Source organism: Lelliottia sp. SL45, from assembly GCF_026672535.1.
Classification (GTDB): domain Bacteria; phylum Pseudomonadota; class Gammaproteobacteria; order Enterobacterales; family Enterobacteriaceae; genus Enterobacter; species Enterobacter nimipressuralis.
This window is the reverse complement of sequence record NZ_JAPPRH010000003.1, coordinates 1,221,484-1,246,867: the sequence shown is the minus strand read 5'-3', so window position 1 is coordinate 1,246,867 and position 25,384 is coordinate 1,221,484. Positions and strand designations below refer to the sequence as shown.

The 25,384-nt window shown below is 59.7% G+C and carries 28 protein-coding genes; 8 read left to right on the top strand and 20 right to left on the bottom strand.

The window, feature by feature from the left end; genetic code table 11:
* Positions 1-32 precede the first annotated feature (32 nt).
* The gene (locus tag OVA10_RS11970) at positions 33-923 is read left to right on the top strand and encodes an oxidoreductase (protein ID WP_268196011.1); all 891 of its coding nucleotides are present in this window, start codon (positions 33-35) and stop codon (positions 921-923) included.
* Positions 924-945: 22 nt separating this feature from the next.
* Here OVA10_RS11970 and OVA10_RS11965 read toward each other — a convergent pair whose 3' ends face one another.
* Positions 946-1,251, bottom strand: coding sequence for a cupin domain-containing protein (locus tag OVA10_RS11965; RefSeq protein WP_107703405.1), 306 nt, complete (start codon positions 1,249-1,251; stop codon positions 946-948).
* A 278-nt stretch (positions 1,252-1,529) separates the two neighbouring features.
* On the opposite strand from OVA10_RS11965, the gene OVA10_RS11960 reads away from it, so the two are divergent.
* The 4 genes from OVA10_RS11960 to OVA10_RS11945 all read left to right on the top strand — a co-directional run bounded on the left by OVA10_RS11960 (position 1,530) and on the right by OVA10_RS11945 (position 5,862).
* A complete protein-coding gene (locus OVA10_RS11960; RefSeq protein ID WP_102103926.1) occupies positions 1,530-2,366 on the top strand; it encodes an alpha/beta fold hydrolase in 837 nt (278 codons plus the stop codon).
* 145 nt (positions 2,367-2,511) lie between these two features.
* Positions 2,512-4,788, top strand: coding sequence for an FdhF/YdeP family oxidoreductase (locus tag OVA10_RS11955; RefSeq protein ID WP_268196010.1), 2,277 nt, complete (start codon positions 2,512-2,514; stop codon positions 4,786-4,788).
* A 13-nt stretch (positions 4,789-4,801) separates the two neighbouring features.
* Positions 4,802-5,542 (top strand): AzlC family ABC transporter permease, encoded by a 741-nt coding sequence (locus OVA10_RS11950; protein ID WP_102103928.1) that lies wholly within the window; start codon positions 4,802-4,804, stop codon positions 5,540-5,542.
* Entirely contained in the window at positions 5,542-5,862 is a 321-nt protein-coding gene (locus tag OVA10_RS11945) for an AzlD domain-containing protein (protein WP_100779875.1), read from the top strand. Before OVA10_RS11950 ends, OVA10_RS11945 begins: the two co-directional genes overlap by 1 nt.
* 7 nt (positions 5,863-5,869) lie before the next feature.
* On the opposite strand, the gene OVA10_RS11940 is transcribed toward OVA10_RS11945, so the two are convergent.
* The 19 genes from OVA10_RS11940 to OVA10_RS11850 form a co-directional block, all read right to left on the bottom strand.
* A complete protein-coding gene (locus OVA10_RS11940) occupies positions 5,870-6,658 on the bottom strand; it encodes a phosphate/phosphite/phosphonate ABC transporter substrate-binding protein (protein ID WP_268196888.1) in 789 nt (262 codons plus the stop codon).
* Entirely contained in the window at positions 6,651-7,613 is a 963-nt protein-coding gene (locus OVA10_RS11935) for a fatty acid desaturase (protein WP_268196009.1), read from the bottom strand. The genes OVA10_RS11940 and OVA10_RS11935 overlap by 8 nt, the downstream gene beginning before the upstream one ends.
* 120 nt (positions 7,614-7,733) lie before the next feature.
* Positions 7,734-8,660: a catechol 1,2-dioxygenase gene (catA, locus tag OVA10_RS11930; RefSeq protein WP_268196008.1), complete on the bottom strand. Its 927-nt coding sequence runs from the start codon at positions 8,658-8,660 to the stop codon at positions 7,734-7,736.
* Positions 8,661-8,698: 38 nt separating this feature from the next.
* A complete protein-coding gene (gene catC, locus OVA10_RS11925; protein ID WP_123427662.1) occupies positions 8,699-8,989 on the bottom strand; it encodes a muconolactone Delta-isomerase in 291 nt (96 codons plus the stop codon).
* A gap of 11 nt (positions 8,990-9,000) precedes the next feature.
* On the bottom strand, positions 9,001-10,116 hold the full coding sequence (locus OVA10_RS11920; protein ID WP_268196007.1) for a muconate cycloisomerase family protein: 1,116 nt from the start codon (positions 10,114-10,116) through the stop codon (positions 9,001-9,003).
* Positions 10,100-10,879 (bottom strand): 3-oxoadipate enol-lactonase, encoded by a 780-nt coding sequence (gene pcaD, locus OVA10_RS11915; protein ID WP_268196006.1) that lies wholly within the window; start codon positions 10,877-10,879, stop codon positions 10,100-10,102. The genes OVA10_RS11920 and pcaD overlap by 17 nt, the downstream gene beginning before the upstream one ends.
* 10 nt (positions 10,880-10,889) lie before the next feature.
* Entirely contained in the window at positions 10,890-11,552 is a 663-nt protein-coding gene (locus tag OVA10_RS11910; RefSeq protein WP_268196005.1) for a 3-oxoacid CoA-transferase subunit B, read from the bottom strand.
* Positions 11,549-12,235, bottom strand: a complete 687-nt coding sequence (locus OVA10_RS11905; protein WP_268196004.1) for a 3-oxoacid CoA-transferase subunit A — start codon at positions 12,233-12,235, stop codon at positions 11,549-11,551. Before OVA10_RS11905 ends, OVA10_RS11910 begins: the two co-directional genes overlap by 4 nt.
* On the bottom strand, positions 12,232-13,488 hold the full coding sequence (locus OVA10_RS11900; protein ID WP_164971771.1) for an MFS transporter: 1,257 nt from the start codon (positions 13,486-13,488) through the stop codon (positions 12,232-12,234). Before OVA10_RS11900 ends, OVA10_RS11905 begins: the two co-directional genes overlap by 4 nt.
* A gap of 92 nt (positions 13,489-13,580) precedes the next feature.
* Positions 13,581-14,075: a flavin reductase gene (locus OVA10_RS11895; protein ID WP_100779866.1), complete on the bottom strand. Its 495-nt coding sequence runs from the start codon at positions 14,073-14,075 to the stop codon at positions 13,581-13,583.
* Between the two features lie 10 nt (positions 14,076-14,085).
* On the bottom strand, positions 14,086-15,018 hold the full coding sequence (locus OVA10_RS11890) for a PDR/VanB family oxidoreductase (protein WP_268196003.1): 933 nt from the start codon (positions 15,016-15,018) through the stop codon (positions 14,086-14,088).
* Positions 15,019-15,027: 9 nt separating this feature from the next.
* A complete protein-coding gene (locus OVA10_RS11885; RefSeq protein WP_268196002.1) occupies positions 15,028-15,762 on the bottom strand; it encodes an SDR family NAD(P)-dependent oxidoreductase in 735 nt (244 codons plus the stop codon).
* Positions 15,763-15,772: 10 nt separating this feature from the next.
* Positions 15,773-16,252: an aromatic-ring-hydroxylating dioxygenase subunit beta gene (locus OVA10_RS11880; RefSeq protein WP_100780863.1), complete on the bottom strand. Its 480-nt coding sequence runs from the start codon at positions 16,250-16,252 to the stop codon at positions 15,773-15,775.
* On the bottom strand, positions 16,252-17,565 hold the full coding sequence (locus OVA10_RS11875; RefSeq protein ID WP_268196001.1) for an aromatic ring-hydroxylating oxygenase subunit alpha: 1,314 nt from the start codon (positions 17,563-17,565) through the stop codon (positions 16,252-16,254). Before OVA10_RS11875 ends, OVA10_RS11880 begins: the two co-directional genes overlap by 1 nt.
* A 2-nt stretch (positions 17,566-17,567) precedes the next feature.
* A complete protein-coding gene (locus tag OVA10_RS11870) occupies positions 17,568-18,098 on the bottom strand; it encodes a nuclear transport factor 2 family protein (RefSeq protein WP_107703394.1) in 531 nt (176 codons plus the stop codon).
* Positions 18,099-18,102: 4 nt separating this feature from the next.
* Entirely contained in the window at positions 18,103-18,462 is a 360-nt protein-coding gene (locus OVA10_RS11865; protein WP_100779861.1) for an IacB protein, read from the bottom strand.
* Between the two features lie 22 nt (positions 18,463-18,484).
* Entirely contained in the window at positions 18,485-19,612 is a 1,128-nt protein-coding gene (locus OVA10_RS11860) for an acyl-CoA dehydrogenase family protein (protein ID WP_268196000.1), read from the bottom strand.
* Positions 19,613-19,708: 96 nt separating this feature from the next.
* Positions 19,709-20,833: an amidase gene (locus tag OVA10_RS11855; protein WP_268195999.1), complete on the bottom strand. Its 1,125-nt coding sequence runs from the start codon at positions 20,831-20,833 to the stop codon at positions 19,709-19,711.
* 333 nt (positions 20,834-21,166) lie between these two features.
* Positions 21,167-21,640, bottom strand: a complete 474-nt coding sequence (locus tag OVA10_RS11850; protein ID WP_100779858.1) for a MarR family winged helix-turn-helix transcriptional regulator — start codon at positions 21,638-21,640, stop codon at positions 21,167-21,169.
* Positions 21,641-21,908: 268 nt separating this feature from the next.
* Here OVA10_RS11850 and hpaX point away from each other — a divergent pair, with 268 nt between their 5' ends.
* From hpaX to gap, 3 genes are all read left to right on the top strand, one after another.
* Positions 21,909-23,273 (top strand): 4-hydroxyphenylacetate permease, encoded by a 1,365-nt coding sequence (gene hpaX, locus OVA10_RS11845; RefSeq protein ID WP_268196887.1) that lies wholly within the window; start codon positions 21,909-21,911, stop codon positions 23,271-23,273.
* Between the two features lie 31 nt (positions 23,274-23,304).
* Positions 23,305-24,285, top strand: coding sequence for a GlxA family transcriptional regulator (locus tag OVA10_RS11840; protein WP_181826483.1), 981 nt, complete (start codon positions 23,305-23,307; stop codon positions 24,283-24,285).
* Positions 24,286-24,363: 78 nt separating this feature from the next.
* Positions 24,364-25,374, top strand: a complete 1,011-nt coding sequence (gene gap / locus OVA10_RS11835) for a type I glyceraldehyde-3-phosphate dehydrogenase (protein WP_107703389.1) — start codon at positions 24,364-24,366, stop codon at positions 25,372-25,374.
* The last annotated feature ends 10 nt before the right edge of the window (positions 25,375-25,384 follow it).

Sequence of the window (25,384 nt, the reverse complement as noted above, 5' to 3'; positions counted from 1 at the left end):
AGGTCTGCTTGCCCCATTCAGGAGGACAAAGAATGTCTGAACATCCCTCAGTAGCGCTTATTGGCCCAGGTGCTATCGGTACCACCATTGCTGCGGCACTGCATGACGTGGGCCGAACGCCCCTTCTTTGCGGACGCACCCCTCATCCACAGTTAGTGTTGCGCCACGATGAATGCGAAATCATCGTACCCGGCCCGGTCATCACCGATCCTTCGCGCGTCAGCCGCCCGGTCGCGCTTGTGTTTGTGGCCGTGAAAACCACCCAGGTCGCTGACAGCGCCGGGTGGCTGGCTGCGCTGTGCGATGAAAACACCGTCGTCTGTGCGTTGCAGAATGGCGTTGAGCAAAAAGCGCAGCTCGAACCTTACGTTAACGGTGCTGTGGTCGTCCCGTCGGTGGTCTGGTTCCCGGCTCAGCGCGAGCCGGACGCCTCCGTGTGGCTGCGCGCTAAACCGCGCCTGACCCTCCCCGCTATCCCGCAGGCAGCACGGATCAGCGATGCGCTGAGCGAGACGCGCTGCGCGGTAGAATTGTCAGCGGATTTTGTCTCCATCGCCTGGCGCAAGCTGTTGCAGAATGCCGTCGCGGGCCTGATGGTGCTGGCGAACCGCCGTGCAGGGATGTTCTCGCGGCAAGATATCACGGAGCTGGCACTGGCGTACCTGCGCGAATGCCTGGCCGTGGCGCGGGCAGAAGGCGCATCGCTCGGCGATAACGTTCCGCACGAGATCGTTGAGGGTTTTCATCGTGCCCCGGCGGATTTAGGCACGTCAATTCTCGCCGACCGTCAGGCCAATCGTCCGCTGGAGTGGGATATTCGCAACGGTGTGATCCAGCGTTATGGCGAAAAGCATGGTATTCCTGTCCCTATCAGCCGCGTTGTGGTTCCGCTGCTGGCGGCGGGAAGTGAGGGGCCGGGTTGACGTTAACGCTCGGGGCGGGCTTTTACTGCCGCCCCACGTCCACTACCACCAGTACCCCAAAACTCCCTTCCGGCACGGAATGCCTCGCCCCCTTCGGCACAAAAAAGAACTCCCCGGCTTTTAGGGTAAAGTGCCGCTCCTCCACCACCAGCGGCAGCTCACCGTCCAGCACCAGCAGCAGTTCGTCGAAATCATCATGCGCCTCGGTTGGAAGTCCCTCCCCGCCCATCTTTAGCACTTTAATATTGGCGTTCCCGACGGTGCCAAGCACGCGCGAACGCCAGACATCCGGCAGGTCCGCCACCACGCTCGCGATTGAGGTTTTCATTGAGCACTCTCTGTTTAGTCTGATCGGCGCTACCACCTTTAGCATGCGCAGGTGAATTACCGTTATAAATTCATCAGGTTAAGGTTGCTGGATTTTAACTAAGCAAAGATAACGGACTAAATTTGAAGAACATTTTCACAAGCGAAGCCATTGAGCCAGCCGCAGAATTCCGGCACGCGGTGACATTCTCAACTAGACTTGGATGTTGTTATTTGCCACCTGCTTGCACATCAACCTGAATTATCCATCTCCTTTCACTCCACCCGAGAGGTTCAATCATGTCATTTGTCACCACCAAAGATAACGTTGAGATCTTCTATAAAGACTGGGGACCAAAAGAGGCGCAGCCTGTCTTCTTCCACCACGGCTGGCCGCTGAGCGCTGACGACTGGGATAACCAGCTGTTGTTCTTTTTGGCGCAAGGCTATCGCGTACTGGCGTCCGACCGCCGGGGCCACGGGCGTTCAAGCCAGGTCAGCGACGGGCACGATATGGATCACTACGCCGCCGATGTCTCCGCCGTTGTGGAACATCTGGATCTGAAAAATGTGGTGCATATCGGGCACTCGACGGGCGGCGGGCAGGTTGCGCGCTATGTCGCAAAATATGGTCAGCCGCAGGGGCGCGTGGCAAAAGCGGTGTTGATCAGCGCCGTACCGCCGTTAATGGTCAAAACGCCGGAGAACCCGGGCGGCACGCCGATTGAGGTCTTTGACGGGTTCCGCCAGGCGCTGGCCGCCAACCGCGCACAATTTTATCTTGATGTCGCGACAGGCCCGTTCTACGGCTTTAACCGGGAGGGCGCGGAGATCTCACAGGGCACCATCCAGAACTGGTGGCGACAGGGAATGATCGGCAGTGCGAAGGCGCACTACGAAGGTATCAAGGCGTTTTCAGAAACCGACCAGACCGACGATCTGAAGGCTATCACCGTCCCTACCCTGATTTTGCAGGGCGATGACGACCAGGTCGTGCCGTATAAAAATGCGAGCCTGCTTCAGGACGAGCTTCTCAGCAACAGCACCCTCAAGGTCTATCCGGGCCTGCCACATGGGATGCACACCACCCATGCTGACCTGATTAATCAGGATCTTCTGGCGTTTATTCGCAGCTAACCCCCCCTCGGTATAGCCGCCCAGGCTATACCGACCCTCTCATCCGCACACCTTCAATCATCATAAAAATGATGATTATTTGTTGTTATTTCGTTAACTCCAACGGTGTAGAATTGATCCATCGATCGACATAGTCGGAGCTTACATGAATAACAAACGCCGCTCGGTTCCAGGAATCCGGCACTATGATGGTCCCGCCGGGGGATGGGGAGCGCTGAAAGCCACCGCCATCGCCGTTCGCACGCAGATGGACACCCTCGATGCCCCCGCGACCCTGCTTCGCACCAACCAGCCTGACGGATTTGACTGCCCTGGCTGCGCATGGCCCGACAAAGAGCATAAATCCACCTTCCAGTTCTGCGAAAACGGCGCCAAAGCCGTGACCTGGGAAGCCACCAGCAAACGCGTCACCCCGGCGTTTTTCGCCGAAAACACGGTGACTTCCCTGCTGGCAAAAAGCGATTTCGAACTCGAAGGCTATGGTCGTCTGACGCAGCCGATGGAGTATCACCGGGAGAGCGACACCTTCCGCCCGGTCGAATGGGAACAGGCGTTTGCACGCATTGGCGAAATACTGCGCGAACTCCCACCGGATGCGGTCGAGTTTTACACCTCCGGTCGCGCCTCCAACGAAGCGGCGTTCCTGTTTCAGCTGTTTGCCCGCGAACTGGGCACCAATAATTTTCCTGATTGTTCCAATATGTGCCACGAAGCTACCAGCGTCGGTCTGCCGCGCTCCATTGGGATTGGCAAAGGAACCGTGTCGCTCGACGATTTTGATAACACTGAGCTTGTGATTTCAATCGGCCATAACCCCGGCACTAACCACCCGCGAATGATGGGGACGCTGCACGAGCTGGCCCGCCGCAAGGTGCCGATTATCGTGCTCAACCCGATGCGTGAGCGCGCACTGGAGCGGTTTGCCGATCCGCAAAGCGTGATGGAGATGGCGACTTACAGCTCCACCGATATCGCCTCGACCTATTTCCAGGTGAAAGCGGGCGGTGATGCTGCCGCGCTGAAAGGCATCGCAAAACATCTGCTGGCGTTTGAAAACGCGCTGGATACCGATTTTATCGCCACGCACACCCAGGGCTTCGATGATTTTGCGGCGGATATCCAGGCGACAAGCTGGGCGTCGATTGAGCGCGAATCGGGCCTGTCGCGCCAGGACCTCCACCAGGTCGCAGAGGCCTATGCCAAATCCAACGCCACCATCATCACCTATGGCATGGGCATCACCCAGCACAACAAAGGCACCTCCAACGTGCGTCTGATTGCCGACCTGCTGCTGATGCGCGGCAATATTGGCAAACCCGGCGCGGGGATTTGCCCCCTGCGCGGCCATTCGAACGTTCAAGGAAACCGCACCGTTGGGATCTCCGAAAAACCGACGGCGGCGTTTCTCGGCAAAATTAACGAGGTGTTTGGCTTTACGCCGCCTGCGGCGCACGGCCACGACGCGGTGCAGGCCACCGAAGCGATGATCAACGGCAGCGCCAGGGCGATGATCTGTCTCGGCGGGAATTTTGCCGTCGCCATGCCCGATCACGCGCGCGCCTTCCCGGCGATGCGCAGCCTCGATCTGAGCGTCCATGTCGGCACCAAGCTTAACCGCACGCATCTCCTGACGGCGAAACAGACCTGGCTGTTCCCCTGCCTTGGGCGAACAGAGCTGGATATGCAGCAAACGGGCCGCCAGTCCATCACGGTGGAAGATTCGATGTCGATGGTTCATGCCTCGTCCGGCAAGCTCAAACCTGCCTCGCCTGAGCTGCGCTCAGAGCCGGCGATTGTCGCCGGGCTGGCAAAAGCGACGTTGCCTCACACCCGCATTGACTGGACCACCCTGGTGTCGGATTACGATCTGATCCGCGATCTGATCGAAAAAACCATCCCCGGTTTTGACCAGTACAACCAGCGCATCCGTATTCCCGGTGGTTTTCGCATGCCGCTTCCGCCAACCGAACGCGTCTGGCCGACGTCCACGGGCAAAGCGATGTTCTCAGTATTTGAAGGCGTCGATGAGAACCAGCCGGGCGTCGGTGACAACGTGCTGCGGCTGGTAACGCTGCGCAGCCACGACCAGTACAACACCACCATCTACGCGCTCGATGACCGGTATCGCGGCGTGTTTGGCCGCCGCGATATTCTGTTTATGAACGAGGGCGATATGGCGCAGTTGGGTCTGGAGCACGGCGATCGTGTGGACATTTCCACCGCGTTGCAGGGCAGCGTTCAGCAACTGGAAGACATCACCGTGGTCGCTTACAGCATTGCCTCTGGTACGGTCGGTGCTTATTATCCAGAGGCTAACGTACTGGTTCCACTCGATTATCTTGACAAAGACAGCGGAACACCGTCCTATAAATCCGTGCCCGTCCGGATAACGCTGCGATCAAAAGAGATCCGCGCACTATAAACGAGACCTATTGATGTTGATAAAAACCAAAACGTTGCCAGGGAATGAGGCCAACGCCGAGTTTCGTGCGGGCATTACCGCCTGTCTGCCCACCATTCCGGGCTACTGGAGCATCGGTTTTGCTGCGGGAGCCATCGGTACGCTCTCCGGCTTTACCACCCTGCAAACCGCCCTGCTGGCGAGCGCGCTCTACGCGGGTTCCGCCCAGTTCCTCTTTTATTCCCTGTGGGCCACGGGCGCGGAAATCGCCTCGGTGGTGCTGAGTGTATTCCTGGTGAATCTGCGTTATCTGCTGATGAGCTCCGCCATGAGTGTGTTCTTTCGCGACTACACCACCCTGCAAAAAGTGGTCAGCGGGCTGTTGCTGACGGACGAAACCTTTGGCGTCGCGGTTCAACAGGGCAGCCATCAGAGCAAAGTGCCGTTTGCGTGGATGCTGGGGCTGAACATGGCCGCGTGGCTAAACTGGATCCTCGCCTGCGTGGTGGGCGCCTGGCTCGCCTCCGCCCTGCCGCCGTCCCTGATGGAAGGGCTGAGTTTCAGCCTGGTGTCGATGTTTATCGGGCTGGTGCTGATGATCTGGTTTGCCAGCCGCCGCAAAGCGCTAGAATCCTTCAGCATCGCGGCGGCGGTGGTGATCACGCTGCTGACCGCCAGCCACACGGACATGAGCGTGGTGGTCATTGTCGCCGCATCGGTCTCTGCGACGCTGGCAACCCTCGGGCTGCGCCTCTTCTATAAAGGTGGTCACTAATGGAGCGCAATATTTTACTGGCGATCGTCGCCTGCGCCGTCGTGACGGCCCTGATGCGCACGGTGCCGATTCTGCTGCTCTCACGCTTTCGTCTGGCGCCGATCCTGCAACAGTGGCTGAGCTTTATCCCCTCGGCGATCATGGCCGCGATCATCACCGCCGAGCTGCTAGGCAAACCGGCGCTGACTTCGTCGGGGATCAGCATTTCTTTGCTGGCGGCAGCCGTTGCCGCGGTTGCGGGGATTTTCACCCGCAGCCTGTTCGCCACGGTCATCGCCGGGATGGTGGCGTTTTCCGGGCTGAGTTATCTGTTAGCCTGATTCCCTTTCAGAGCTGCGTAACCCCTGATTTCTCCGCCGCGTCGCGCCAGTCCAGCAACAGTGAATAGGGCTGGCGCGAAACCTCACTGAATCCGCCGATCAGTACCGCCTCGCACACCTCGCGATAGTCGGGCGCCGTCACCAGGGTTTTCAGCGCATCGCGCAGAAGGGAAAGCGTTTCTGCTGAGGTGCTGCCCGCCGTAATCAGCGGCAGCCCCGGCGCAGCTGGCGTTTCACCCACCACGCTGAGTCCTTTCAGTAATTCGGGTTCATGACGCTGCAACAGCGCCCAGGTCACGCAGTCGATGGCGGCGATATCCGCCCGCCCTTCTGCCAGGGTAATCAGCGATTGTCGGTGGCTGCCGCTCAGAAGCGTTGCAGAGAAAAACCGTCCGTTGACCGCTAACGGCGCGATCAGGTTGCGCAGGGCGTTATAGCCCGACTGAGAGTCAACCGAATTGCACACCGCGCGCAGGCCGCGAAAATCAGCCAGCGTTTTGTCGCTGTTCGTGTCACGTGCAACAAGAAAACTGCGGTAGTAAATTCCTTTGCAGCCGGGCGCGGTGTAGTGAAAACAGCCCACCGTCTGCACCTCCGGGAGCTGGGTCATCAGCGGAAATCCGCAGGTCTGGCTGAGCAGCAGTTCGGGGCTACGCCAGTGTGCGAGCAACGCCTCTCCGGCCCCGTCGCGGACAGACAGACCGCGCGCCTGCAAAAGTCCCTCCACCGCCTGCCACAGCCGCGCATTGTCTCTGGGGTTCACGGCATACATCGGAAACGCGAGTGTGTTAGTCATCATTTTTCAGGCCAGGATGGACGGTAACATCGACAGCTTTCGCCCAGAACCGGCGCAGCCATTCCCCGTAGCCGCGCACCACAAAATGCAGGTTGCGCTGCTGATACTGCGCTTTATCACGCAGATAGATCGCCCGCAGGCCGTACCAGGGCACGCCGGGCAGATCGTGATGCACTGCATGATAGTTCAGATTGAGAAACAGCGCCCGCCACACCAGTGCCGCTTCATTGATAACAGACCTTGCCAGCGGGTCGTCCGCCGCCTGATGTTCCAGGAACGAACGCACTTTGGTCAGCGCCAGAGCGGGATAACTCACGCCGATCACAAACCAGAGCGCAGAGAAGCCGAGCTGTTCCATCACGATAAACAGGGGCACCAGCAGCGCGCCATGGACAAGCCACATCGCCATATTCCTGAGTTCCAGATGGCGAAAGGCGCGACAGGCGCTGGCGAGCGTCTGGGCAATATCCAACAGCGGGGCTAACAGCAGGCGACCGGGAAACGTATTGCGCGCGTGTATCAGTTTGCGGCGCCACGGGGAGAATTTCGCCCAGCTTTCGTCGGTGAAATAGTAGGATTCAGGATCGTCCACCGGCACGGTCAGATGATCATGATTATGGTGCGCCAGATGCGAATCGCGGTACAGCCCGTACGGGTACCACACGGCCAGCGGCAGCGTGCCAAGCAGTTGATTAAACCACGCGCAGCGCGTCGGGTGACCGTGGATCAGCTCATGCTGCAGGGACATATACCAGGCGGTGAACCAGATCAGCAGCAGCGTAGCAGGAAGGCGCCCCAGCGTTTGCCAGTAAAATAGCGTGGCAAACCAGCCGCCGTAGACCACAACCACCAAACTCCAGGTGGGGAATTCGCTGCGCCACAGCCAACTCCGGGAGAGGTGGCGAATCGTCTCGCGTTGTTGAGGATGTAAATATAAAGGCGACCGTTTAGCCATCTGTTTCGATGCCATTTCCGTAATAAGACGTTATCCCACGAAGATGTGAGATAACGTCGGAAATAACAAAGAATTTAAATGGCTATGCTTTGCCAGAAATAGATAACAATGCGCCGTGTATTATTCTTTCACGCGGGCGCGTTTCCCGCGTTCTTCTTGCTGGCTATCGTCACTTGCCACCAGCGCGAAATTAAAGCTTACCTCCGTATGGGGACCGTTAATATCACGCGCTTGCGACAGTTTGCTGTCGGTAATTTTAACCGGGTCGGCAATCAGCTCTTCGCGGGTGGCAAAGGCAAAATCGTCCCACAAATATTGATCGCCATTGAGGTTAATCTGGGTCGTCAGATGTTTAAAGCCGGGCGCAGAGACAAAGAAATGGATGTGAGCCGGACGATTACCGTGACGCCCCAGTCCGTTCAGCAGTTTTTGCGTTGGGCCATCCGGCGGGCAACCGTAGCCGCAAGGGACGATACTGCGCACCGCATAGCGGCCATCCGGCCCGGTCTGCACGCGGCGGCGCAGGTTGTATTCGCTCTGGGAAGCATCAAAGAATGAGTAGCCGCCGAGGGTGTTGGCGTGCCAGATATCGACGATGGCATCGGCCACCGGTTTCCCCTCCAGATCGGTGATGGTACCGTGCAGCCACAGGGTTTCCGCGTCCTCACTGCCGTCATCCATGCGGGCATAGCCCTCGCTGAGCGGCGCGTTCGCCACATACAGCGGCCCTTCGATGGTGCGCGGGGTGCCAATGTCATTCCCCGCCGCCGCCTCTTTTTCGTCGGCGCGCATATCGAGGTAGTGCTCCAGCCCTAACCCTGCCGCCAGCAGCGCCGCCTCTTTCCGCTCGCCCAGCTCATTTAAATAGTTCACCGCCAGCCAGAATTCTTCGTCGGTAATATCAAACTTTTTAATGGTCAGACACAGATCGCCGAGCAGCTGATGCATAATCGCTTTAAAACGCGGGTTGCCCTGCGTGGCATTTAATCCGCTGCTGATCGCGAGTAACGTTTCCAGTTCTGTTTGTTTTGCCGGATTCACTGACATTGCGTATTCCTCTTGTAGGGTAAGGTTTTTATTCGCTGTTACGACTTTTCAAAATAAATAGACGACGGATGAGCGCACAACGCCTGCACGGTAATCTCCATATAAGGAAAAAGCGGCAGGCCGGTTAATATGTCGTGCAGCTCCTGATTATCTTTCACCTCAAACAGACTGACGTTGGCGTATTGCCCGACCACCCGCCAGATATGCAGCCATTTGCCTTCGCGCTGTAATTGCTGCGAATAGGCTTTTTCTTGCGCCTTTATTTCCTCCACCTGTGCGACAGGCAGCGAGGAGGGAATATTCACCGTCATTTCCACTTTAAATAGCATGAGAGGCTCCTTTATTTTCTGGCGTAATAACGCAGTTTGTCTTCGTCAATCTCAACGCCCAGCCCCGGCCCTTGCGGTAAGGTCACCTGGCCGTCGCTGAAATCGAGGGGGGATACGATGATGTCGTCTTTCAGCAGCAGCGGGCCGAACATTTCGGTGCCCCACTGCATTTTCACCGTCGACCAGGCGTGCAGCGACGCCACCGTGCCGAGCGTACCTTCCAGCATCGTGCCGCCGTACAGCGCAACGCCTGCGGCCTGCGCCACGTGCGCCAGCTTCAGGGCCTGTGCCGGGCCGCCCGCTTTGGCAATTTTGAGCGCATACGCGCCGGTAAACCCGCCGCTCGCCAGGGCATATCCGTCATGAGCGGTGGCCACCGCCTCGTCCGCCAGAATCGGCAGGCTAAAGCGCTGGCTCAGGGCGATCAAGCCGCGGGTATCCCACAGCGGAATGGGCTGCTCGACCAGGTCGATGCCGCCCGCCTGTAACCGCGCCATCCCCTTGATCGCGCTCGTCAGATCCCACGCCTGATTCACATCCACCCGAATGCTGACCTCTTCGCCCAGCGCCGATTTGATCGCCAGCGCTTGGCGGATATCGCTGTTCAGCTCGCCCGCGCCGATTTTCAGTTTGAAGGTGTTGTGCCGCCCTTGCGCCAGCAGGCGTTTGCCTTCCTCGATATCCCTGGCGGTATCGCCGCTCGCCAGCGTCCAGAGCACCGGCAGACGGGAAGTGAGTGCGCCGCCGAGCAGACTGCTGACGGGCACATTCAGCTGTTTTCCCTGCGCATCGAGAAACGCGGTTTCCAGCGCCGATTTGGCAAAGGTGTTGCCTTTGACGCTGGCATTCATCTTCTCCGCAAGGGCCGCCACGCCGCTGAATGCCTGGCCACTCAGCAGCGGCGCGAGATAGGTCTCAATCGCCGAGCGGATCCCTTCCGGGCTTTCCGCACCGTAGCTCAGCCCGCCGATAGTGGTGGCCTCCCCCCAGCCGACCACGCCCTCGGCGCAGGTCATGCGCACAATGGTCAGGGTCTGGCAGCCCATGGTCGCCATCGACAGTTTGTGCGGGCGAATAGTCGGAATATCCACTAGCCAGCAGGTGATGGATTCAATGGTTAAGCTCATGTGCGGCTCCTGCGGTGAGAAAAGTGGTCACATGCTGGTTAAACGCCGCCGCGCAGGCCACGTTCGAGAGGTGCGACGCCGGTAAAATGAGAACGTGCGCGTGTGGTGCATTCAACACGATGGTCTCGGCGTCACGGGGCGTAGTGACCGGGTCGTGCTCCCCGGCAATCACCAGCATCGGACGGGTCATGTGCACGAGGTCATCGTGCAGATCGGCGACGGCCAGCGCGTCGCAGCAGGCGGCGTAGCCCTCGGCTGGGGTCACGGCGAGCTGTTCGATCAGCGGATAAACCACCTCCGGATTGCTGTGGCGAAACGCAGGTGTAAACCAGCGGTCGGCTGCGCTCTCGGCGACGGGGGCCATCCCCTGCTCGCGCACCCGTGCCGCGCGCTGCCGCCAGCCCTCCTCCTGCCCAATGCGCGCGGCGGTATTGGCGACCACAATCCGATGAAAACGCTCTGGCGCGTGGCGGTTGAGCCACATCCCGGTCAGGCCGCCGAGGGAAATCCCACAAAAACAGGCCCGCTCCACGTCGAGGTGGTCCAGCAGCGCAATCACATCCTGTCCGAGTCGCTCAAGGGTGACGGGCTGTTGCCCGACGGCTGAGCGCCCGTGCCCGCGCGTGTTGTAGCGCAGCACGCGAAAATGCGGCGTCAGCGCCGGGAGTTGTGCCTGCCACATCGCCCAGGTGGTACCAAGAGAGTTCGACAGCACCAGCAGCGGCGCGCCCTCAGGGCCATCAAGGCGGAATTCGATTTCCATATGTTCTCCTTTACGCCGTCGCGTCGTCGGTCAGCAGCGCAAAGGACAGCGCTACCGGCGTGACAGACTGCAAATACTCAGCGGTCACATCGCCAAACAGTTCGCGCACCACCACACCTTCGGGGGTGATATCCATCACCGCCATATCGGTGTAAATGCGATCGATGCAGGCCATCCCGGTCAGGGGATAGCTGCACTGTTCAACGATTTTGCACTCGCCTTTTTTGGTCAGATGTTCGGTCATCACGAACACCTGCTTCGCGCCAATCGCCAGATCCATCGCCCCGCCGACGGCAGGAATGGAGGACGGCGCGCCGGTGCTCCAGTTGGCGAGATCCCCGCGCGCCGACACCTGATAAGCCCCGAGCACGCAGATATCCAGGTGCCCGCCGCGCATCATGGTGAAGGAGTCGCCGTGGTGGAAATAGCAGCCGCCCGCCAGCAGCGTAACCGGCTGTTTTCCGGCGTTGATCAGCTCCGGGTCCTCCTCTCCCGGCGCAGGCGCCGGCCCCATGCCGAGAATGCCGTTTTCGCTGTGCAGGAAAATCTCGCGATCCGCCGGAAGATAGTTAGCAATCTGCGTCGGCATGCCGATGCCGAGATTGACGTAAGCCCCCTCGGGAATATCCCGGGCGATGCGCTCGGCAAGCTGTTGGTGAGTCAATATGTTCACGCTGTCTCCTTGAGTGACGTGGCGGACGCGTTAATCAGGCGCTGCACAAAAATGCCCGGCGTCACCACCGCTTCCGGGTCCAGTTCGCCGAGGGCCACAAACTCGCTCACCTGCGCGATGGTGCAGCGGGCGGCGGCGGCCATAATGGGAGCGAAGTTGCGGCCGGTTTTGTCGTACACCAGGTTGCCCCAGCGGTCGGCTTTCAGGGCTTTGATCAGCGCAAAATCGGCTTTGAGCGGCAGTTCAAACACGTAATCTCTGCCGTCGATGCGACGCGTCTCTTTGCCTTCGGCAAGCGCGGTGCCAAAGCCAGTGGGCGTAAAAATACCGCCTAACCCTGAGCCGCCCGCCTGAATACGCGCCGCGAGATTGCCCTGCGGCACCAGTTCCAGCTCGACCTCGCCGCGACGATACAAATCGTCAAACACCCATGAATCCACCTGGCGCGGGAAGGAGCAGATCACCTTCTTCACGCATCCGGCTTTCAGCAGCGCCGCCAGGCCGTAGTCGCCGTTACCGGCGTTATTGCTGATGAGGGTCAATCCGCGCGGGCGACGGCGGATTAACGCATCCAACAGTTCCGACGGCTGCCCCGCCGGGCCAAAACCGCCGACCATGACCGTCGCGCCGTCAAAAATATCCGCCACTGCGTCTTCCAGCGTGGCAATCCGTTTATCAATCATTCCTGAGCCTCTTTGTTGTTACCGGGCAGGCTGCGCAGGGCAATCCACGCCAGTAGCGCGTAAACCACCAGCAGCAGGGAGACGGGCCACGAGGCGTTGAACTCCATCAGCAACGCCACCGCCAGCATCGGTCCCAGACCGCCGGAAAATATCGATCCCACTTCGTGCCCCAGCGCCAGGCCGGAGTAGCGCACCCGCACCGGGAAGAGATCGCTCATGATGCAGGGCTGAGTGCCGATCATCGCCCCGTGGCAGAACGGCAGTCCGAGCAACATCGCCAGCATGATCCAGCCGTACGTGCCGGTGGAGAGCAGCCAGAAGAACGGGAATGCCATCACCAGCAGGCCAATCACGCCGATGTAGTAGACCGGCTTGAGGCCGATGCGGTCCGACAGCGCGCCCCAGAACAGAATCGAGAAGAACTCCACCAGCATCGCGAGCGTTACGGCGCTGATGATCTCCCCGGTACTGATGCCGATATGGCGGGCGTAGACCACCGAGAAGGTAAAGAAGATGTAGGACGCGCCGTTCTCCGGCAGGCGCAGAGCAATCGCCTGCAGCAGGGCTTTCGGGTGGTCGCGAATCAGCACCAGCAGCGGGATTTTTTCGTGCTGCGCTTCCGGCTTCGCCTGGGTAAACGCCTTGCTCTCGCGGATGTTTTTGCGGATATAAACGCCGACTAAAAAGATGACGATGCTCAACAGGAACGGCACGCGCCAGCCCCAGCGCATAAAGTCCGATTCAGGCAGTTGCTGCACCAGGTAAAAGGCGAACGCCGAGAGGACAAACCCACCGGAAACCCCCATCTGGCTCCAGGCGGTGTAGTACCCGCGACGCGAGGCGGGCGCGTTTTCGCTCAGCATCAGCACGCCGCCGCCCCACTCCCCGCCCGACGCCACGCCCTGCAGGAAGCGCAGGGTGATGAGCGACAGCGGTGCCCAGAGACCAATCTGCGCGTAGACCGGCAGCAGACCGATCACAAAGGTGGTGGCGCCCATTAGCGTCAGTGTCATGATCAGCGTCATTTTGCGGCTGTAGCGATCGCCGATATGCCCGAAGACTATTCCGCCCAGCGGCCGCGCCAGAAAACCCACTGCGAAACCAGAAAAAGCCAGTAGCGTGCCCTGAAGCGGATCGCCGCCGACCGGGAAGAACAGCGGGCCAAACACCAGCGCCGCCGCCGTGCCATACAGAAAAAAGTCATACCACTCGAGCGCATTCCCCAGCACCGAGGCCACAACCAGTTTGCGCATCTGCTGCGCGTCCTGGCTGCCGATGGCGGTGGTAGCGGTACTTTCAGTGACGACATTACTCATGACGCGCGTCCCCTCTTGTTGTGGTGGGCTTACGCCTGCACATCGCCACCGACGGTGTGATAGCGGCGGTTGAAGTAGACCAGCCCGCGCGGCTGCTCGCTGATGCGAATCGCCTGCACCTGGCAGTAAAAAACGCTGTGGCTGCCCACTTCGTGACAGGTGTCGATGGTGCAGTCGAAGCTGGCGACGGACGAGCTGAGCACCGGCGCGCCGCTGCTCATCACCTGCCAGCTGTCGTGAAGAAAGCGCTCCTCCGATCGCAGACTGGCGTTGGCGAAAACGCCGGACAGCCCCTGGTGATCGCCGGAAAGCACGTTGACGCACAGGGTGCCGTTCTGTTTGAAATGCTGATGGGCGTAAGAGTTGCGGTTCATACACACCAGTAGCGTCGGCGGCTGATCCGTCACGCTACAGACCGCCGACGCGGTAAAACCAAATTTCCCCGCCGGGCCGTCGGTGGTGATGACCGAGACTGCGCTGCCGAGCTGCGCCATCGCGTTACGAAATTCTGTTTGCAGTGTCATAAGTGATTCCTTACAAATCGATAACTAAACGGGGGCATTTCGCCCTGGAACAGCACAGCAGGATCTGATCGCCCTCGGCTTTCTCTTCGTCGGTCAGGTAGTGGTCGCGATGATCCGGCTCGCCTTCCAGCACGTCCGTCAGGCAGCTGCCGCAAATCCCCTGCTTGCACGACACATTTACCTTCAGCCCGGCCCCGGCCAGCGCCTCGACGATGGTCTGGTTTTCCAGCACTTTCACGGTGATCCCACTACTTGCCGCCACCACCTCAAACGCGCTGCCGCCGGTCTGGACCTCGGCGCTGAAACACTCCTGATGAATTTGCTCAGCGCGGTACCCCTGCGCGTTAGCCTGATCGGTCACCGCATCCATCAGCCGCGTCGGGCCGCAGGTGTAGACGTGGGTGTTGTCAGGGACGTCGCACAGCACCGCCGCCAGATCCAGGCGCTGCTCATCGCTAAAGTGCAGATGCACTCGCCCGGCAAACGGTGCGTTTTCCAGCTGCGGAATAAACGCCGCCTGTGAACGCGAACGGGCGCAGTAGTGCAGCGAAAACGCGCGTCCGGCGGCGTGCAGCTCTGCGGCCATCGCCAGCATGGGCGTGATACCAATTCCGCCGCCGATCAGCAGGCTGTATGCCGCGCTGTCGTCCAGTACAAAGAGGTTGCGAGGCTCGCTGACCTGAATTTCATCGCCTTCGCACAGGGCATGCACCGCCCGCGATCCGCCCTGCGAGTGGATCTCTTTCAGCACGCCGATCTGGTAGTGCTGGCTGTTTTGCGGGTCGCTGCACAGGGAGTACGGGCGAATCAGATCGGCGCTCAGGTGCAGGTCGATATGGGCACCTGCGCGAAACGTCGGAAGCGGGCTTCCATCCCTGCGCGCCAGGGTCAGCAGAACTACCTCGCCCTGCAGTTCACGTTGGATGACCTGTAATGTCAGCATGAGAACTCCTTAGCGCATAAACAGGCCGCCGTTGATGTCCCAGGTGGCCCCGGTGACAAACGACGCCTGCGGTGAAGCGAGCAACGCCACGGCTTCGGCAACAAACTCCGCCTCGCCGAGTTTCCCGACCGGGATCATCTGCAGCAGTCCGGCCATTTTTTCTTCCGGCACCAGGGCGTGTACCGTCGGCAGATCCATCGGACCGGGCGCAATAGCATTGACCGTCACGCCCGAGCGACTCAGCTCGCGGGCGAAGACTTTCGTGAGGGTCAAAATGCCGCCCTTTGACGCCGCGTAATGGGCGCCGGACGCGGTTCCGCCGTTTTGTCCGGCGAGGGACGCCAGGTTGATAATGCGGCCGTAGCCCTGGGCGGCGAAGTAGCGTCCCATCGTCTGGCAGCCGACAAAGGTGCCGCGCAGGTTAGTGCTGAGCACCCGGTCGAACTCGTCGACGCCGATCTCCATCACCGGCGTGGCGAGGGTCAGCGCGGCGTTGTTCACCAGCACCTGTAAGCTGCCAAAACGGGCGAGCGTGGCATCGAGGGCACGGGTGAAATCGCCCGGCTGGCGGATATCCAGCCCGATCGCCAGTATGTTGTCGTGGTCCAGAGCGTCAGCCGCCTGTTGCGCACGCGCGGCGTCAACGTCCGTCAGCACCACCTGGAACCCCTGCGCCAGCAGGTGCGCCGCGATAACATTTCCCAGACCGGCTGCCGCGCCGGTCACTAATACGGTTTGCGTCATGAGCGATGCCTCAGAGGATGTAGCCGATGCTGTGCAGCACATCGTCGCTGTTGACCAGACGGATCACCTTTTGCTGGATGCGCAGGCGGTCGCCTTCGCGCTGCAGCTGCCAGGTGATATCCGCCGCGTAATGGCGGCTGTGACCTTTGCGGTGTTCCCACAGGGACTGCGCCCCGCGCACCACAATCAGGCCGTCCTGTGATTCCAGCAGACGAAAACGCGACAACGTGCGCAGAGTACGTGCGCGCGGCGTAGTCGAAATCGACTCCCCGCTGTAGAGACGGTGAACGCGTTTTTCGCGCATGTGGTGATCGTCACAGGCGTAGTTCAGGGTGTTTTTGAAATCGGTCTCGTTCGGATCGATCGGGACGACGTACAGACCGTCGTGCTGCCACAGATCCAGCCAGGCGCTGAATTCGCCCTGATCGAGCAGGTCGCCCTCAAGGTTAATCAGCGTCACGGCGGCAAAGAGTTCAGATTCTGGGGTCATCATTGTTCGCTCTCCATCATCAGTTTTTTCCACTGCTGGTAGGCGGCGCGCATCCCGGTTTCGGCGCTGACGTCGCTGCGCAGGCCGTCGTCGGTGCGGTACTCTCCCGCCAGCCCGCGATTGAGCATGATCCAGAGATCATCCCCCGCCGTTGCCCCGCGCTGTACGCGCTCCCAGGCCTCCGAGTCATCCGGTGTGCCGAAGCCCATCGGCCCCTGGAAGTGTTCGTGCAGACGCAGACGCGCCTGGTTGGCAATTTCCGGCCCGCCGTCCATGGTGATCACCGCGTGATGTATTTCCGTTTCATTCACGGAAATCGGCTGGAGTACGCGGAAAAACGCCATCGAACAGGCGATATTGGGGAAGATATTCAGGTTAAAGCCGGAGCCGCCGACGGCGCGCACGATACGGCGCACCTGCTGTTCGTCGTGGTCGGCACGCAGGGCCTCTGCCAGCGCCTCAAAGCGCTCCGGGATCGGCGCGTCGAGGTTGGCGTCGAGATCCACCAGTTCCGGGATCATCACCATTACGCTGTGGCCGTTGCCCAGGTCTTCGACGTAGCCGCTGCCGTCAACGAAATTCAGCATCTCTTCCGTCTGCTTATCCACGGAGCTGAGGAACGAGCGGTGAACCACCGGGAAGTGGTAGCCGTCGGTGGTGTTTTCCAGCTGGATTTTCCAGTTGCCAGGGAAGCGGAAACGGTGGGCTGGTCCGGTTTTAATCGGGTAGCCCGCCCCTTGCTTCATAAACAGGTCCATCCATTTCTTCGCCGCGCCGAGGAACTCTTCCAGCGGGTCGATCTGATCGTTAAAGGTGGCGAAGATCATGCCCGCGTACTGTTCCGTGCGCAGGGAAATCAGCCCCAGCTCGCCTTTTTCCAGCTGGTCGGCGTAGCTTTCCGGATGCGGCACGCCGCGCAGGCTGCCGTCCAGCGCGTAGCCCCAGCCGTGGTACGGGCAGACGAAACTGTTGGTTTTGCCGCTGCGGTGTTCGCACACGGTCGCCGCGCGGTGGCGGCAGCGGTTAAGCAGCGTGTGGACATTGCCTTTGCGGTCGCGCACCACGATCACCGGCTGGGTACCTAGCTCAGTGGTTTTAAAGCTCCCGGTCTCCGGGATTTCACTGGCGTGCGCCACCCAGACCCAGGTCTTGCTGAAGATGCGATCCAGTTCGAGCTGGAACAGATCCTCCGAGGTGTAGAGCGACGTGTGTACGCGGTCGGACTGTACCAGCGCCGCTATCTCTGCCGCGTCCGGTATCGCCTGCGGCGAAGTGTCGATATTTTTGATGGTTATCAGGTGATCACATTGCATGTCTATTTCTCCTGCACGTCGTTATTTTTCTCAGGGACAGGTAACGCATCCGCCGCATGCCAGTGGTCCACCGGTCGGCTGAACAGGTTGCGGGTAGTGAAGTGGCGCATCGCCATGCCGTTCGCGTCGCGCGCAAAGGTGACGCAGATTTCCGCCGCGTTCAGGTGCGCGCCACCGGCGGTAAAGGCCGAGGTTTGCAGCATCAGCCAGCGCCCCCGCAGTTCGCCGTCCGGCGTGTGGCTTAGCGCCTCCGAGCAGAGAAAGTGCGCGTTCATGGCGAAATGGGCGGGTTGTCGCACGTAGCTCGCCATCAGGGTGATAATCGCTTCGCGGCCCTGATGTTTACCGAGCCGCGAGGCGTAGGGTTCGCCCAGCCCTTCCCAGCAGGCGTCGGCGGTAAAGAGCGCGCCAATCGACTGCACGGTTTCAGGGCTGTCAAGCTGGTCGCACAGGCGCATGTAATCGCTGATACACACGCGGGCCGCCTGGCTGTCTTCGAGCTGCTGTAAGCGCAGCGCATCCTGTGCGTTCATGGTCTTAGCCCTGAATAATCAGTTCACGGCCCACGCGGGCTTCGATTTTGCAGTACTTCCACAGCTTGCTGCCGCTCTCACCCACCGGCGTGGTGCGGAACAGGTTGCAGACCGCCGCCACATTTTCCAGTTTCTCCGCGTCTGCCAGCACGTAGGTGGTCCAGGGGGCGGTAGTGGACGGGCCGACCATCAGCTGGTCGTCATCCATATTGCCGATGACGCGGATGCCCTGGGTCTCTTCGATCCCTTTCATCATCACGCCGAATGCGCCCCACACCTGTTTGGCTTCCGCCGGACTAGCGTCGAAAAAGTTCTGGTTTACGCCGATGCAAAACAGCACGCGTAAGGTTGTTGACTGGCTCATCTGTTGCTCCTTTCGTTAAAAATCACAAATAACCGGGCAGCGGTTTTCCGCCGAAAAAGACCGTACCGGCGTTCAGGTACGAGAGATCGCCCATAAAGGCGTGCTGGGTGATCACCATGGTGTCGCGCACAAAACGTTGCAGCGGGCTGGCCATGGTGACGCCACCCATGCCGTTCAGCGCCAGCGCCTGACGCGCCACGTCGGCAGCCACGCGGGTGACGTGGGTGGAAGAGAGTCGCAGGGCGTTGATCTGCGTGCAGCTCGCCTCGTTTCCGGCCAGCAGGCACTGCCAGACGTCGTCGATGGCCTCATAGAACCAGGCGCGGGCGGAGCGCAGTTCGGCTTCGCAGCGGGCAATTTGCATCTGCGCCTGCTGGCGATCGGCCAGCCGCGGTGCGCCGGTGACAGACTGTTGACGATGGGCGATCGCGTAGATTTCGTTGAGCGCCGCGCGGGCCACGCCAAGTGCCACCACGGAGAGCACCTGGGTCGCCAGTGACAGCACCGGGTAACGGTACAGCGGCCCGTCGAAATTCAGCGCGCCGCCGCGAATGAAGGTCCACTCCTGCGGGACAAAGGCATCGTTAACCACCAGGTCGTGGCTGCCGGTTCCGGCAAGGCCGACGGTGTCCCAGACGGGATCGATCTGCACGCTCGCCCGTGGCAGAACCGCCATGCGCGGCAGGGTCTGATCGCCCTCGGGCAAGATCCCGACGCCGAGCACCGAGGCTCCCATGCTGCCGCTGGCAAAACTCCAGCGTCCGCTGACGCGGTAGCCGCCGTCGGCCTGCCGTGCTTTTTGCGTCGGGAAAATCCCGCCCGCAAAGACCACATCCGGCCCGTCGCGATAGAGTTCCTGCAGAGTTTCCGGTGGCAGTGCGCCGAGATAAAACGGGCTCATGCCGAAACTGGCTACCCAGCCTGCCGAGCCGTCGGCGGTGGAGATCTGCTCAATCAGCTCGCAAAACTGCGCCGGGGAGCACTCGTCTCCGCCGTACTGTTTTGGCACCAGGGCGCGGTAGACGCCCACCTGCTTGAATCGGGTAATGATGTCGTCAGAGATATGACGTTGATGCTCAAAATCGCCGCTGCGAGTCGCAACATCACTCAATAGCGGAACAAGCTCCTCACGAACATGGATGGCAGACATAGCGTCCTCCGAAAAGGGTTGTGCGGTGTGCGCGAGGCGAGCGCGTCCGCAATGAGTCGAACTCACTGAGTCATCAGGCAAAGAAAAACGGAATGTTTAGGGCTGTCGTCGTCCGGTGAGCCACTCGGCGGCCTGCACCAGCAGCCCGTCGTGGCCTTTGGCAGCCACCAGCTGGAGCGATACCGGGCGGCTATGCAGTTCATCTACCGCAAGGGTAATGGCCGGATGGCCGCTGAGGTTGAACGGGCGGACCAGGCGTGTGAGATTGACCACGCTCAGGGGATCGGCGGCCTCCTCAAGGGTAGGAGGCAGTTCAGGCAGTGTCGCCAGCGCCAGCAGCGGTGTTTTTGCCAGCAGTGCGTCGACCTGTGCGGTGAATTCACTGCGCACCTGTTCAGCTGATGCCAGCGCTTCGGCGCTGATATCTGCCCCGGCGCGAATACGGGCGGCCACATCCGCGGAGACGGCGTTGCTCGCCAGCAGCGGGCTGAAGGCCTGCCAGTTTTCATGGCTGATGAGGGTTAAACCTGCGCGATGCGCATCGTTCAGGGCAGGCAACCCGGCCTGCTCAGGGCGTACGCCGCACGCGGCAAGTACCTTGAGAATGCGGTTATCGATTTCCGGTAACGCGGCAGAGATGAAGGCCATCGGCGGCAGTTCGCTGAGCGGTTCCCCTACGGCGACGGAAAGCCGGGTCATCACCTGGCGCAGCACTGTGGCATTGCGGGCAAAGACGCCCACGCAGTCGAGCGAGCTTTGGGCAGGCATAACCCCGTGACGGCTGAGCACGCCGTAGCCCGGTTTGAAGCCCAGCACGCCGCAGCAGGCGGCAGGCATTCTGACGGAGCCGCCGGTGTCGGTGCCGAGGGAGAAATCGACCTCACCGGAGGCGACAACGGCGGCAGATCCGCTGGATGAACCGCCCGGAATCAGCGCCGGATAGCGCGGGTTTACCGGCGTACCGCTCCAGGGGTTGATCCCGGTGACACCAAACGCCAGCTCATGCAGCGTGGTTTTACCCGTCAGCTGGCAGTGCTTTTCCAGTAGCGTCGCAACCACGCTGGCGTGCTGGCGGGCCAGCGGTGCGTTTTCCAGCGCCGGGCAGCCTGCGCGGGTCGGGTGCCCGGCAATATCCAGGGTGTCTTTGACCGCAAATCGCAGGTCGCCCTCACCGAGGGTAAATTGCTCAACGTAACCATTGCTCTCATAAACTGGCTTCATGATTGATACCTTAACCAGAAAAAATGAATCATATTCAGGTGGGCAGTCAGTGCTGCCTTTTTGTCCTGACTAACGTTAGGTCAATCATGGAAGAATTAGATGAAAATTCAAGTAATCTTTCACGTTAATTTCACGTGGATGCAACATTTAATTAACCTTTACTTCAATAAGGTTACTGATTCAGGGTGATGAAAAATAAGACAAAATGGCGGGAATCAGAAAGGAATGCCGCCCTGAGCATTCAGCGCGGCATAAGAAAATTAATGATGAAATTACAGAGAGTTAGAAAGAAAGACTACGGAGTTCACAAATTTGTCATCGGATATTTTGACCTCACAGTTCGTTGAGGTTATCCAGTACCTTTGCCAGGGAGAGATTCATTTTTTCGACCTGACTGGCCGTCATGCCCTTGAAGCCTTTTTCGAACACTTTGCTGGTGTATGCGTAGGCCTCTTCCACTTTTTTGCGACCGGCCTCCGTGAGCATCACTTCCGTGACGCGCGCGTCCTGTTCGCTGCTTGCGGTGGTGACCAGGCCGTCATCGCGCAGCCGTCCGACGATTTTGGTGACCGTGGGCATTTTCGCCATCGCGTACTCGGAAATCTGCGAAATACTGGCCTTGCCGTACTGGTGAGTCACCATCAGCACCCGGAAGCGAGAAACATCCAACTGGGCTTTTTTTAGTGTAATTTCCATGATTTGCGTGTAACGCGCATACACATTCACGATCCAGTAGAACGGAAACTCTTCGCGATGAAAGGCGGGATCGTCAGGTGCGCCGTCCGGGGTATTTTTTATTGTTGTCATGCGTTTCCTTACCAAAAAAGCGTCAGAGTGAACGATTATACCCTGCGAATCTGCGGCGACTAAGCCTATCTGAACGGGTGCTGAAACGTATAAGAGATCCCGATCGCATTATGATTCAAAAATGCTAACTGATTAACAATTACGTATCATTTTTTACACATTGCATTGACGGTTGTGGTGGCTGTTTTCTATACGTTTAGCCGACCTGTACGCTAATTCTAATAATCGCAATGTGGAGCTATTCATGAACGAACGTTCTTCTGTGGAGATGACGCGCCCGCCGTCGTCTGCGCCCGACGCTCTGGACCCTCGCCAGCAGGCCGTGATCAAAAAGCTGTTCCGTCGGCTGATTGTGTTTTTATTTATTTTGTTCGTTTTTTCCTACCTCGACCGCATCAACATTGGCTTTGCCGGCCTGACAATGGGCAAAGATCTGGGTCTGACCAGCACCATGTTTGGCCTCGCGACCACCCTGTTCTACGTGATGTATGTCATTTGCGGTATCCCCAGCAATATTATGCTGAGTATCGTCGGCGCGCGACGCTGGATCGCGGTGCTGATGGTGGTGTGGGGGATCGCGTCCACCGCCACCATGTTCGCCACCGGACCGAACAGCCTGTACGTGCTGCGTATGCTGGTCGGGATTGCGGAAGCGGGCTTTTTACCGGGCCTGTTGCTCTATTTAACCTACTGGTTCCCGGCCCATTATCGTGCGCGTGCTAACGCGCTGTTTATGATTGCGATGCCGGTCACTATGGCGCTCGGTTCGCTGGCCTCCGGGTATATCCTGAACATGGACGGCCTGCTGAATCTCAAAGGCTGGCAGTGGCTGTTCCTGCTGGAGGGCTTCCCGTCCGTGCTGTTGGGTCTGGTGGTCTGGTTCTGGCTGGATGACAGCCCGTCGAAGGCCAAATGGCTGACGGAAGATGACAAAGCCTGCCTGGCGGAGATGCTGGAAGCGGATAAAATCGCTGCCCGCAAAACGCAGCTGGATGCGAGCACGTCGCTGTTGCCGCAGCGCAGCGTGGCGCGCGAACTGTTTACCCCCATCATTATTCTCTACACGGTGGCCTATTTCTGTCTCACCAATACCCTCAGCGCCCTGAGCGTCTGGACGCCACTGATTCTGCGCAGCTTCAACGAAACCAGCAGCAATGTCACCATCGGGTTGCTGAGTGCCATTCCACAGGTGTGTACCATTGTGGCAATGGTCTGGTGGAGTAAGCGTTCCGATCGCCTGAACGAGCGTAAAATCCACACCCTGCTGCCCTATCTGTTTGCCGCGGCGGGCTGGATGTTAACCGCCTCCAGCACGCAGGCGGTGCTGCAGTTCACCGGGATTGTGATGGCGTCGGCAGGTGCGTTCGCGGCGATGGTGATCTTCTGGACCACGCCGGATCGCTATATCTCCCTGCGCGCTCGCGCCGTCGGGATTGCGGTGATTAACGCCACCGGGATGACCGGTGCGGCACTCGGGCCGCTGCTGATGGGCTGGATGAAAGACGTCACCGGAAACTTCAACGCCGGGATCTTCATGGTGGCCGGTTTCCTGGTGCTGGGCGCGCTGATCATTGCGCTGATCCCGATGAGCAAAACCCAGCCGCAGAACGCTGCCGCCCCACTCTCGACTTGACTTATTGTGTAATAAAGATACTTTTCAGGACATGAAGAAAATCCTGATTATCGTCCCTGACGGCGGCATGTTGTTCGAAGCCGCCGGTATCGCAGACATTCTGATGCAGGCCAACCAGCTCCATCCGGAAGGCCTCGCCCAGCCTCGCTATCGCATTATTATCGCCACCACCCAGCCACACCAGGTGATCCACGGTCAGTCCGGGCTAAACCTGCTGGCGGACTATCGTCTGCCGGAGCTGGATCCGCGTGAGCCGCTCGACACCATTATCATCACCGGACGTGGGATGAACGAGCTGGAGAGCACCGCCGTGGTGGACTGGCTGCATCTGGCCGCGCCCCATGCCCGGCGCATCGCCTCAATTTGCGGCGGCGCGATGCTGCTGGCACAAAGCGGCCTGCTGGACGGACGTCGCGCGACTACCCACTGGCGGCTGCTGGAGACGATGCAAAAAAGCTGGCCTGCCATCAACGTCGTAGGCGGCCCGCTCTATATTCAGGATGGTCCCATCTGGACATCCGGCGGGGTGAGTTCCGGGTTTGATCTCACGCTGGCGCTGGTTGAAGAGGACTACGGTTTTACCCTGGCGCGAGACGTGGCCCAGGATCTGGTGATGTATTTGCGCCGTCCCGGCGGGCAGCTGCAGTTCAGCCGCTACAACCTGAATTCATCCGCCAGTGCCGGGCCGGTCAGCGAATTGCAAACCTGGATACTTAACAATCTCACGGCCGATCTGTGCGTCGAAAAACTGGCGGAGCAGGCGGCCATGAGTCCGCGCAATTTCACCCGCGTCTTTACCCGTGAAACGGGCGCCTCTCCGGCACGCTACGTGATGGAAGCCCGTCTCGCCGCCGCCCGTCAGCTGCTGGAGCAGACAAGCGAGCCGCTGGACCGCATCGCCGGGCAGAGCGGATTTGGCAGCAGCATCAACCTGCGCCGGGTGTTTGAGAAACAGCTCCACCTTACTCCCAGCGAATATCGCCAGCGATTCCACTGCCGAAAAATGGCGTAATCTGATCCTTTTTTGTCATTTACGCCATTTCACCTGAAGCCTACAGTGACTCCAGACACCACAGTTAAGGAGTGCATTATGGTTAAGGTCGGTATTAATGGTTTCGGCAGAATCGGTCGCAATTTCTTACGCGCCGCCCTCGGTAACCCGGAGATTCAGATCGTGGCGATTAACGATCTGACGGACAGCAAAACCCTCGCCCATCTGCTGAAATACGATTCCCTGTTAGGGACGCTGCCGGTATCCGTTGAGGCTGCCGATAATCATCTGCAGGTGGATGGCAAACAGATTAGGGTCTTTAGCGAGCGCGATCCGGCCGCTATTCCGTGGCGTAACGTTGAAGTGGACGTGGTGATTGAAGCGACCGGCTTCTTCACTGACCGCGAGAAAGCGGCGGTACATATTGAGAGCGGCGGCGCAAAACGCGTCATCATCTCCGCCCCGGGTAAAAACGACGATTTGACCGTGGTGATGGGCGTGAACGATCGGCTGTACGATCCGGCTCAGCACTTTGTGGTGAGCAACGGCAGCTGTACCACGAACGGTCTGGCACCCGCCGCGCAGGTGCTGCATCAGCACTTCGGCATCGAACATGGCCTGATGAACACCACTCACGCCTACACCAACAGCCAGGCACTGCACGACCAGCCGGAGAAAGATCTGCGCGGCGCGCGCGCGGCGGCCCTGTCGATTGTCCCCTACTCCAGCGGCGCGGCGAAGGCTCTGGGGAAAGTGATTCCTGAGCTGGACGGACGTCTGACCGGGTATTCCCTGCGCGTTCCGGTGCCGGTGGTGTCAATTGTCGATTTGACGGTCACCCTGAGCCGGGAGGTAACGGTGGATGAGGTGAACGCCGCGTTTCGTGAAGCGGCCTCTGCCGGGCCATTGCAGGGCATTCTGGGCTACAGCGACGAGCCGTTAGTATCGAGTGATTATCAGGGCGATCCGCGCTCATCGATTATCGACGGGCTTTCTACGCTGGTCATCGGCGGCAATATGGTGAAGATCCTCGCCTGGTATGACAACGAGTGGGGGTTCTCGAACCGCCTGGTCGATCTGGCGCTGCTGATGGATCGCAAAGGGGTGTAAAAACCGCGTC

What these genes read in the sequence shown, in the direction of transcription:
- OVA10_RS11875 (WP_268196001.1), bottom strand. Translation starts at nt 17,565, where the DNA reads ATGCAATGTGATCACCTGATAACCATCAAAAATATCGACACTTCGCCG.
- OVA10_RS11955 (WP_268196010.1), top strand. Translation starts at nt 2,512, where the DNA reads ATGAATAACAAACGCCGCTCGGTTCCAGGAATCCGGCACTATGATGGT.
- OVA10_RS11850 (WP_100779858.1), bottom strand. Translation starts at nt 21,640, where the DNA reads ATGACAACAATAAAAAATACCCCGGACGGCGCACCTGACGATCCCGCC.
- OVA10_RS11885 (WP_268196002.1), bottom strand. Translation starts at nt 15,762, where the DNA reads ATGACGCAAACCGTATTAGTGACCGGCGCGGCAGCCGGTCTGGGAAAT.
- catA (WP_268196008.1), bottom strand. Translation starts at nt 8,660, where the DNA reads ATGTCAGTGAATCCGGCAAAACAAACAGAACTGGAAACGTTACTCGCG.
- OVA10_RS11855 (WP_268195999.1), bottom strand. Translation starts at nt 20,833, where the DNA reads ATGAAGCCAGTTTATGAGAGCAATGGTTACGTTGAGCAATTTACCCTC.
- OVA10_RS11895 (WP_100779866.1), bottom strand. Translation starts at nt 14,075, where the DNA reads ATGACACTGCAAACAGAATTTCGTAACGCGATGGCGCAGCTCGGCAGC.
- OVA10_RS11880 (WP_100780863.1), bottom strand. Translation starts at nt 16,252, where the DNA reads ATGACCCCAGAATCTGAACTCTTTGCCGCCGTGACGCTGATTAACCTT.
- hpaX (WP_268196887.1), top strand. Translation starts at nt 21,909, where the DNA reads ATGACGCGCCCGCCGTCGTCTGCGCCCGACGCTCTGGACCCTCGCCAG.
- OVA10_RS11905 (WP_268196004.1), bottom strand. Translation starts at nt 12,235, where the DNA reads ATGATTGATAAACGGATTGCCACGCTGGAAGACGCAGTGGCGGATATT.
- OVA10_RS11900 (WP_164971771.1), bottom strand. Translation starts at nt 13,488, where the DNA reads ATGCGCAAACTGGTTGTGGCCTCGGTGCTGGGGAATGCGCTCGAGTGG.
- OVA10_RS11970 (WP_268196011.1), top strand. Translation starts at nt 33, where the DNA reads ATGTCTGAACATCCCTCAGTAGCGCTTATTGGCCCAGGTGCTATCGGT.
- OVA10_RS11945 (WP_100779875.1), top strand. Translation starts at nt 5,542, where the DNA reads ATGGAGCGCAATATTTTACTGGCGATCGTCGCCTGCGCCGTCGTGACG.
- OVA10_RS11940 (WP_268196888.1), bottom strand. Translation starts at nt 6,658, where the DNA reads ATGACTAACACACTCGCGTTTCCGATGTATGCCGTGAACCCCAGAGAC.
- OVA10_RS11865 (WP_100779861.1), bottom strand. Translation starts at nt 18,462, where the DNA reads ATGAGCCAGTCAACAACCTTACGCGTGCTGTTTTGCATCGGCGTAAAC.
- catC (WP_123427662.1), bottom strand. Translation starts at nt 8,989, where the DNA reads ATGCTATTTAAAGTGGAAATGACGGTGAATATTCCCTCCTCGCTGCCT.
- OVA10_RS11920 (WP_268196007.1), bottom strand. Translation starts at nt 10,116, where the DNA reads ATGAGCTTAACCATTGAATCCATCACCTGCTGGCTAGTGGATATTCCG.
- pcaD (WP_268196006.1), bottom strand. Translation starts at nt 10,879, where the DNA reads ATGGAAATCGAATTCCGCCTTGATGGCCCTGAGGGCGCGCCGCTGCTG.
- OVA10_RS11890 (WP_268196003.1), bottom strand. Translation starts at nt 15,018, where the DNA reads ATGCTGACATTACAGGTCATCCAACGTGAACTGCAGGGCGAGGTAGTT.
- OVA10_RS11935 (WP_268196009.1), bottom strand. Translation starts at nt 7,613, where the DNA reads ATGGCTAAACGGTCGCCTTTATATTTACATCCTCAACAACGCGAGACG.
- OVA10_RS11965 (WP_107703405.1), bottom strand. Translation starts at nt 1,251, where the DNA reads ATGAAAACCTCAATCGCGAGCGTGGTGGCGGACCTGCCGGATGTCTGG.
- OVA10_RS11860 (WP_268196000.1), bottom strand. Translation starts at nt 19,612, where the DNA reads ATGTCTGCCATCCATGTTCGTGAGGAGCTTGTTCCGCTATTGAGTGAT.
- gap (WP_107703389.1), top strand. Translation starts at nt 24,364, where the DNA reads ATGGTTAAGGTCGGTATTAATGGTTTCGGCAGAATCGGTCGCAATTTC.
- OVA10_RS11960 (WP_102103926.1), top strand. Translation starts at nt 1,530, where the DNA reads ATGTCATTTGTCACCACCAAAGATAACGTTGAGATCTTCTATAAAGAC.
- OVA10_RS11950 (WP_102103928.1), top strand. Translation starts at nt 4,802, where the DNA reads ATGTTGATAAAAACCAAAACGTTGCCAGGGAATGAGGCCAACGCCGAG.
- OVA10_RS11840 (WP_181826483.1), top strand. Translation starts at nt 23,305, where the DNA reads ATGAAGAAAATCCTGATTATCGTCCCTGACGGCGGCATGTTGTTCGAA.
- OVA10_RS11870 (WP_107703394.1), bottom strand. Translation starts at nt 18,098, where the DNA reads ATGAACGCACAGGATGCGCTGCGCTTACAGCAGCTCGAAGACAGCCAG.